Annotated in this window: 5 protein-coding genes; all 5 read right to left on the minus strand. The window is 63.1% G+C overall.

The window, feature by feature from the left end; genetic code table 11:
* On the minus strand, positions 1–308 hold a 308-nt coding region (locus tag Q7T64_RS08265), incomplete at its 3' end, for a class II aldolase/adducin family protein (protein ID WP_304794170.1).
* A gap of 29 nt (positions 309–337) precedes the next feature.
* Complete coding sequence (locus Q7T64_RS08270) at positions 338–1,333, minus strand: tripartite tricarboxylate transporter substrate binding protein (RefSeq protein ID WP_304794173.1); 996 nt, start codon at positions 1,331–1,333, stop codon at positions 338–340.
* A gap of 50 nt (positions 1,334–1,383) precedes the next feature.
* Positions 1,384–1,875, minus strand: coding sequence for an aromatic-ring-hydroxylating dioxygenase subunit beta (locus Q7T64_RS08275; RefSeq protein ID WP_304794176.1), 492 nt, complete (start codon positions 1,873–1,875; stop codon positions 1,384–1,386).
* Positions 1,872–3,221 (minus strand): aromatic ring-hydroxylating dioxygenase subunit alpha, encoded by a 1,350-nt coding sequence (locus Q7T64_RS08280; RefSeq protein ID WP_304794179.1) that lies wholly within the window; start codon positions 3,219–3,221, stop codon positions 1,872–1,874. Before Q7T64_RS08280 ends, Q7T64_RS08275 begins: the two co-directional genes overlap by 4 nt.
* Before the next feature lie 105 nt (positions 3,222–3,326).
* Positions 3,327–3,567 (minus strand): ketopantoate reductase family protein (locus Q7T64_RS08285; RefSeq protein ID WP_304794183.1); only part of this gene is annotated, 241 nt, incomplete at its 5' end.

Consider the following 3,567-nt stretch of genomic DNA (forward strand, 5'->3'; position numbering starts at 1 on the left):
TGGTCGACCAGCACCAGATCCGATACCCGGATCCGGCTGAAATGCACTGCCAGCGGATTGACCCAGAAATGGTCGCTCAGTACCGGATCGCGGGCGCTGATGTGTCCGGCAATGCCGGCGTCGAAGCCGCACAGGGAAAAAATCCGAAGCGCCGCCGCCAGCCGTTCCTTCAGGTGCACGCGCTCGGCTTCCTTGGTGGCGAAGCTTGGCGGCTCGGGAAAACTCAGGCCCTCGGGCCGCAGCTCAAGCAGGATGCGGGGCGGGCCTGCCGTAACCGACGGCGTGGCGGATGGCGTGACGACTGGCATGGCAATCTCCGGTGCGGGCGGCTACGGTTTTATTCCGCCTTGATGTTGGCAGTCTTGATGACCTTGGCGTAACGCGCGCCCTCTTCGCGGATCAACTGCGTGAGCGTTTCCGAATTATTGGATGCCGGCTCGATGCCCAGCGCCCGTCCACCCGGATCGATGCCCAGCGTATCAAGCCGCTCGCGCACATCCGGCATTTGCAGGATGCGATTGACTTCCACCTGCAACCTGGCCTGGATGTCGCCCGGCGTCCCTATGGGGGCGAACAGGCCGACCCATGCAGTGACGTTGAAATCGGGCATGCCCGATTCAGCCATGGTTGGCAACTCGGGCAACAAGGCCCAGCGTTTCTTCGATGTGACCGCCAGTGCCTTGGCGCGACCGCCCTTGACCTGCGCAATCACCGGCGCCGGGTCCAGGAACAGCATCTGCACGTCGCCGGCGGTCATCGCCGTGAGCGCTTGTGCGCTGCCCTTGTAAGGAATATGGGTCAACTCGATGCCGCCCATTTGCTTGAACATTTCCCCGGCCAGCTGGAACAGCGTGGAGGCGGAACTGTAATTCATCGGCGTGGCCCGGGTCTTGTTGTGCGCAACCAGTTCGCGCACCGAGGAGGCAGGCACCGAAGGATGCACCGCCAGCACCAGCGGGAAGCTGCCCATGATCGTGATCGGCGCAAAGTCGCGGGTCGGGCTGTAGGAAAGCTTCGGATAAAGGATCGGGTTGATCGTGTTGGCGCTGCTGGCGCCCAGCAGCAAGGTGTAGCCATCTGCCGGCGATTTGGCGACGAACTCGGTGGCGATGATGGTGCTGGCGCCCGGCTTGTTCAACACGACAACCGGCTGGCCCCAGGCCGCCTGCAATTTGCTGGCGACCACGCGCGCCAGGATATCGGTGCTGCCGCCCGGCGGGAAGCCCAGCACGAGTTGTATCGGCTTGTTCGGATAGGCCTGGGCAGCGGCATTGCCGGCCAGGGCAGTAAAGCAGCACAGGAACACTGATGCGCGTATCAGCCAGTTCTTCATATTTATGTCTCCGTTATCGTTATCGTGTTGCGGTAGTGCGTGCACTTCACTCACAAGCTGTAAAAATCCAGTCGAGCCGGTAAATAGTCGTTCAGCAGCAGGGCCTTGCGACGGGCAATCAGCCAGTCGTCGCCATGACGCCGGAACTCGTGCCGGTAGCGGCCGAAGAACAACTCGACGCTCTTGTCCTTGGGCAGGAACTGATGCGTGGTCCAGTTCGATGCGACGGTCATGCTGTCCGGTCCGGCGGCCAGGATCCGCACGTTGCTGATCGCATGCTGGGTGCGCGGCAGCACCATCGACGATACGGCGCGTCCGGACTGTACCCGACCCACACGATCCTCCAGGCCGGCACGGCTGGCGTAATAGATCAGCGACAGTTCGCGTTTCGGGTCGCTGGTGGGCTGGTCCTCATTCTTCCAGCTTGGCACCCAGTACTCCGCGTCCGGTGCAAACAATGCCAGCCACTGGTCCCACTGGCGCAGGTCGAGCAGGGCTGCCTCGCGGAACAACAGTTCGCTGGCCTGGTGCAGCGCCGTCATGCCGCCCCCGCTGCTACCGCGCTGTCGCGCTCGGCGCCGGCCATCATCAGCCGTACCCATTCACGATAGGCGGAGTGGAACAAGGTCTCGTCCTGGATTTTCACGCCGCCGCCGAGACTCGTTACCGGATTGATACCAATCGAGCGGGCGGCATCGTTCGGCCCTTGCACCAGGGCCGTCATGCCGCGCGAATAGCCTTGCGTCCAGTGCACCGGCTGCGCCTGGTAGCCGGTCTGGCAGTCTTCATAGCAGGTCGTGTCGTCAGGCGTGGCCAGGCCGCTGCTGTTGAAGAAATCTTCGAACTGGCGCAAGCGGAACTCGCGCGCTTCGTCCGGCTCGCCTTTCGGCGCCAGGCAAAAGCTGCGCATCTCGGTGCGGTCTACCGCCAGCGGCCGCACGATGCGCAATTGCAGTGAAGCGTTTTCCGCAAACTGCACGTTCGGAAACAACACCAGGTTGCGGGTATCGAGCATCCATTCGGCGCGGGCGTCGCCAACCCGCGCGCGCACCTCGTCGATCGTCTTGTACAGCGGCCGGATTGCCGGCGCCGGATTGCGGGTCCAGACCACGGCATGGCCGTTTTCAAAGGTAAAGCTGCCGCGCGAACGGTAGGCGGCGAAATCGACGCTCGCCAGTTGATTGCCCGATTCGCCCGACTTGCGCTTGTCGACGATTTTCATGAAAGTCGGGTGCACCGAGGTCAGGTGATAGCCGTCCAGGCTATTGTCGAGCTGCAGCTTCCAGTTGCCCTTGAAGGTGTAGGTGCAGTTGCCCGGCACCAGCTCGATGCCGTGCGGACTCTGGTCGATCACCAGGTCGAGGAAAAAACGGGTGTCGCCCAGATATTGCTCCAGCGGCGGCACGTCGGCACTGAGGCTGCCGAACAGCACGCCGCGATAGGAAGCCAGCCGCGCGATCGGCGTCAGGTCGTGATTGTCCTGCTCGAAGGCAGCGCTGTAGCAACCGTCTTCGCGATCCTTGATGGTCTTGCTGCGGCCGCTGCTGTCATAGGACCAGCCGTGGTACTGGCAGACATGGAAGCGGGCATTGCCCTGGGCCTTCTGGCACACCACCGCGCCGCGGTGGCGGCAGGTGTTCAGGAAACACCCGACCTGGCCATCGGCGCCGCGCGATACCAGCACCGGGTTGCGGCCGATCCAGGTGGTGAAATAATCGTGTGCGTCGGGAATCTGCGATTCCAGTCCCAGGAAGACCCAGGTCCGCTCGAAGATGTAGCGCATCTCCAGCTCGAAAATCTCCGGATCGCGGTACACGTCACGGTGAACCGCGAACTGCCCGAGGGGCACATCGTCGACGACGAGCTTGCGCAAATCGGCTGCCTGCATGGTCTCCTCCTGCTTCAATCAATCCGGCGGACGGCGGGCACGGGTCTTGTGCCCGCTACCTCGCCTTGCTCAACAAGAAAATCTGCACGATCACTGGCGGGCCAATTACTGCAGCCCCATGCTGTTGGCCCTCTGCCGGATCAATCCGTGCACGGCCTGGATCAGCGGCACCGCGACGCCGAGCCGCGTCCCGATCGCCAGCACGGCGCCGGTCAGCGATTCGTGTTCCATTGGCCGCCGCCCTTCCAGGTCCTGCAGCATCGACGGTTTGATGGATCCGAGCGTGCGCATACGATCAATACGGCGGTCGGGATCCTCTGCGACATCGAGGCCAAGCGCATTGCCG

Origin of the sequence: Lacisediminimonas sp., assembly GCF_030645335.1 — a bacterium.
Classification (GTDB): Bacteria; Pseudomonadota; Gammaproteobacteria; order Burkholderiales; family Burkholderiaceae_D; genus Lacisediminimonas.

Bases quoted from the DNA above. Each gene is read 5' to 3' on its own strand.
- Q7T64_RS08270 (WP_304794173.1), bottom strand. From the start codon at position 1,333: ATGAAGAACTGGCTGATACGCGCATCAGTGTTCCTGTGCTGCTTTACT.
- Q7T64_RS08275 (WP_304794176.1), bottom strand. From the start codon at position 1,875: ATGACGGCGCTGCACCAGGCCAGCGAACTGTTGTTCCGCGAGGCAGCC.
- Q7T64_RS08280 (WP_304794179.1), bottom strand. From the start codon at position 3,221: ATGCAGGCAGCCGATTTGCGCAAGCTCGTCGTCGACGATGTGCCCCTC.